General features: G+C 65.6%; 3 protein-coding genes. All 3 read left to right on the top strand.

Annotated features, from left to right (window positions below):
• Window positions 1–48 precede the first annotated feature (48 nt).
• Window positions 49–768, top strand: a complete 720-nt coding sequence (locus BFP90_RS01275; protein WP_065893985.1) for a PP2C family protein-serine/threonine phosphatase — start codon at window positions 49–51, stop codon at window positions 766–768.
• A complete protein-coding gene (locus tag BFP90_RS01270; protein WP_065895770.1) occupies window positions 765–3,755 on the top strand; it encodes a serine/threonine-protein kinase in 2,991 nt (996 codons plus the stop codon). Before BFP90_RS01275 ends, BFP90_RS01270 begins: the two co-directional genes overlap by 4 nt.
• A partial coding sequence (locus tag BFP90_RS01265; protein ID WP_065895771.1) for an ATP-binding cassette domain-containing protein occupies window positions 3,755–4,249 on the top strand: 495 nt, incomplete at its 3' end. The genes BFP90_RS01270 and BFP90_RS01265, both read left to right, overlap by 1 nt.

Genomic DNA, 4,249 nt, shown 5'->3' with positions numbered 1-4,249 from the left:
GCCAGCGATTTTGCGCAGTTTCTGCTCGGACAAGAAGGTGTGGTGTAGATGGGGGCGACTTACAAATCCGCGAGCAAAAGCCATGTGGGCATGGTCCGCCAGGTCAACGAAGATGCGTGCCTGGAGCTGCCGGAGAACCGCCTGTGGGTGGTCGCTGATGGCATGGGCGGGCACGCGGCGGGGGATTACGTCAGCAGCCTGATCGTCGACAGCCTGCGCGCCGTCCCGGTGGGGCGCTCCCTCGACGAATACGCGGCCGCCTTGCGCAACGACCTGATCCGCATCAATGCGGCGGTACGTGAAGAAACCGCCAACCGTGGCGTGACCATGATGGGCAGCACCGTAGTGGTGCTGGCCGCGCGCGGCTTGCGCGGGGTGTGCCTGTGGGCCGGCGACAGTCGCCTGTATCGCCTGCGCGACGGTGAGCTGGAAAGCCTCTCGCGCGACCACAGCTACGTGCAGGACCTGCAAGACAGCGGCCTGCTCAGCGAAGCCGATGCCCGCGTGCACCCACGCGCCAATATCGTCACCCGCGCAGTGGGCGTGGAAGCGCAACTGGACGTGGCGTCGGTGGAGCTGTTGATCGCCCCCGGCGACAGCTACCTGCTGTGCAGCGACGGCCTGACCAAGACCGTCGAGGATCATGAGATTGGCGAAGTGCTCGGCCACGACGCACCGGATGAAATCGTGCGCAGCCTGGTGCACCTGGGGCTCAATCGCGGCGCGCCGGACAACATCACCACGATCGTTGTGAAGGTCTCCTCATGAAGATCGAGATCCCGGGCTACGTTATCGAAGGCGAGATCGGCGAAGGCGCCATGGCCAACGTCTACCTGGCGACCCAGCGCTCGCTGGAACGCAAGGTGGCGTTGAAGGTGATGGCGGCGGCCCTGGCGGCCGATCCGACGTTCTGCGAACGCTTCCTGCGCGAGGGCAAAACCCTGGCGCGCCTGTCGCACCCGCACACGGTGACCATCCATGACATCGGCAATGTCGGCGAGCTGTATTACATGGCCATGGAGTACCTGCCCAACGGTACGCTCAAAGAGCGCATTGCCGCCGGGCTGACCCCGGAGCAGGGCGTGACGCTGATCCGCCAGATTGCCTCGGCGCTCGGTTATGCCCATGCCCAGGGGCTGGTGCACCGCGATGTGAAGCCGGCGAACATCCTGTTCCGCGCCGATGGCACGGCGGTGTTGTCGGACTTCGGTATCGCCAAGTCCCTGGACGACCGCACCCAGTTCACCCAGGCCGGTTTCGCCGTGGGCACGCCGAGCTACATGAGCCCGGAGCAGGCACGCGGCCAGGAGATCGATGGTCGCGCCGACCTGTATGCGCTGGGCGTGGTGCTGTACGAGATTCTGGTCGGCGAGTTGCCCTACCGCGGAACCGATGCGCTTTCGACGGCGCTCGCGCACCTGACTGAGCCGTTGCCGGAATTGCCGGTGCACCACGGCCGTTACCAGGAGGTGCTGCGCAAGCTGTTGGCCAAGGACCCGGCGGAGCGTTATCCGGATGCCGACGCATTAGTGCTGGCCCTGGACAACCTGCCGGCGGACTCGTCGGAGGCCACCTTGGTACGGCCGCTGCCGATCCCGCTGAGTTTTGACTTGGCGGGCATCACGCCTGTCACCGTCGACATACCCACCGACAAACCGCAGCCGCAGCCGATAGTGCGCCAACCGGTCGTGACGCCAACGCAGCACAACGCCCCGTCCGAACAGCGCCGTGGGCCGGTGTTGGCATTGGCCGCCGTGGCGGTTGCGGTGGCACTGGCCATCGGTGGTGCCAGCTATTGGTGGTTGAGCGGCGCCGACGAGCCGGTCAAGCCGCCCGCTGCCGTGGTGCCTGAAAAGGCGCCTGCAGCGGTGCCGCCAGCGGCGGTCGCGGTGGCTGATGGCGGCCAGCGTCCGTTATTGATGGCCGGCAAGAAGACCCTGTTCCAGCGCGTGCTCAGCAAACCCGGCGCCAAGCTTTCAGCGGACGCGGGCAGCGCGCCGGGCAAGGCGCTGCCGGCGTTTTCCGTGCTCTACGTCTACCAACGCAAAGACATCGACGGCAGCCCGTGGGTACGTGTCGGCGCCGCCACCGACGGGCGCAGCGACGGTTGGCTGCCGGCCGCCCAGGTCAGCGACTGGAAGCAAAGCCTGGTATTGAAATTCACCGAACGCTCGGGGCGCGCGCCGGTGATGTTCCTGCGCCAGTCCGGCGAGGTGGAAAAACTGCTGGCCGATCCGGCTGCGGCGAAAAGCGCGTTGGCCAGGGCGCAGAACAACCGCGAGGACAACCAGCAAGTCCTGGCCCTGGAACCCACCGCCAGCGCGGTGCCGCAAAACCAGTTTTACCTGTTGCCGATCTTTGATTCCAAAGAGAGCTTCGACGAAAACGGCCAGCCGGTGCAGCTGCTTAACGTGGCGTCCATCGACCCTGGCAGCAGCGCAGTCGCCAAGCCGTCGGCGCCCGCAATCAATGCCCATGCCGACGCCTTCCGTACCGCCGTGGTGCTGGTGGTCGACACCACCGTGTCGATGCAGCCCTATATCGATCAAGTGCGCGATGTGGTCCACGAGCTGCAAACACGCATCGCCGAGCGCGGCGAGTTGGACAGCGTCAGCTTCGGCCTGGTGGGCTTTCGCAACAGCATCAAGAAAACCCCCGGCCTGGAATACGTGGCCAAAACCCTGATCACCCTCGACCAGGGCCGCGATCCGCAGCGTTTCCTCGACCTGGCGCGGCAGGTCAAGGCCTCGACGGTGTCCAGCCACTCGTTCAACGAAGACGCGTTTGCCGGCGTGATGCAGGCGGTGGACGGCATGGACTGGTCCGGCTACGGCGGGCGCATCATCCTGCTGGTCTCCGATGCCGGCGCGCTGCGCAAGAACGACCCGTTCGCGGCCACCCAGATGAACGAAGCCGAAGTACGTCAGGCGGCGCTGGGCAAGCAGATCAAGATCTACGCGCTGCATCTGCGCACCGATGCCGGCAAGAAAACCCATGCCGGCGCCGAAAGCCAGTATCGCGTCCTCACCGCCGACGCCAACCCGCAGATCGGCGACCTGTACACCCCCGTGCCGGGCGGCGATGTGCGCAAGCTGGGCGAGCGCGTCGATGAGATCGGCACGGTGTTTGCCAACCTTGTGCATCAGGTGCGCAGCAACACGCCGCAGCCGGTGCCGTTACTCAGTGCCGCGCCGAGCCTGGCGGACAAATCCGCAGCCGTCGGTTATGCCATGCACATGGACTTCCTCGGCCGCAAGACCGCCAGCCAGGCGCCGCAACTGGTCAGCGCCTGGACCGCCGACCGCGACCTGACCAACCCGGCGCTGCCGGCGTTCCAGGTGTGCGTGATGCTGACCAAGCTGCAACTCAACGACCTGCAACAGTCGCTGAAGTTGATCGTGGATGCGGCGCGCAAGACCCAAAGCTCGCCCAAGGACTTCTTCCAGGAAATCGCCAGCGCCTCGGCCTACATGAGCCGTGACCCGCAAGCCCTGCGCAAGGGCGGCAACCTGGCCGACGGCGGCCTGTTGGGCGAGTACCTGGAGGGGCTGCCGTACCGCAGCAAGTCGCTGAACATGACCCAGGACCTGTGGTTGTCGTTGAGTGTGGCCGAGCAGGAGGATTTCATCGACGAGCTGGATTCGAAAATCCGTCTCTACGAGACCTTCCACAATGACCTGGCCAACTGGGTGCGGTTCGGTGATGCCGAGCCGGGCGATGCGTTGTACCGCGTGCCGTTGTCGACGCTGCCGTGATGCTGAGCCTGAACGCGGTGCACAAGAGCCGGGGCGTCGGCAGCCAGCGCTATAGCCTGATAATTCCGGCGCTGCACCTGCGCGCGGGTGAGCAACTGGCGATTGTCGGGCCCAGCGGCTGCGGCAAAAGCACCTTGCTCGATATGCTCGCACTGGTGCTGGCGCCGGACCGGATCGGGCAGTTCGAACTCAACCGGATCGACATCGATGGGCTGTGGCGCGCCGACCGGCAAACCGATCTCGCCCAGTTGCGCAGCCGGCATTTGGGCTATGTGCTGCAAACCGGCGGGCTGCTGGAGTTTCTCGATGTACGCGGCAATATTGCCTTGCCCCGGCAGTTGCTGGGTTTGAAGGACGACGGCAGCGTGGCGCGCCTGGCCGAGCAATTGCAAATCAGCGATCAACTGCACAAGCGTCCGGCGGCGCTGTCGGTGGGCCAGCGCCAACGCGTGAGCTGCGCCCGCGCCCTGGCCCATGCACCGCAACTGGTGTTG

The sequence above is a fragment of the Pseudomonas sp. 24 E 13 genome (genome assembly GCF_900004715.1).
Taxonomy (GTDB): Bacteria; Pseudomonadota; Gammaproteobacteria; order Pseudomonadales; family Pseudomonadaceae; genus Aquipseudomonas; species Aquipseudomonas orientalis_A.
Note: the sequence above shows the minus strand (reverse complement) of the source record. Positions and strands in the feature narration are given on the sequence as shown.

What these genes read in the sequence shown, in the direction of transcription:
- BFP90_RS01275 (WP_065893985.1), top strand. Translation starts at nt 49, where the DNA reads ATGGGGGCGACTTACAAATCCGCGAGCAAAAGCCATGTGGGCATGGTC.
- BFP90_RS01270 (WP_065895770.1), top strand. Translation starts at nt 765, where the DNA reads ATGAAGATCGAGATCCCGGGCTACGTTATCGAAGGCGAGATCGGCGAA.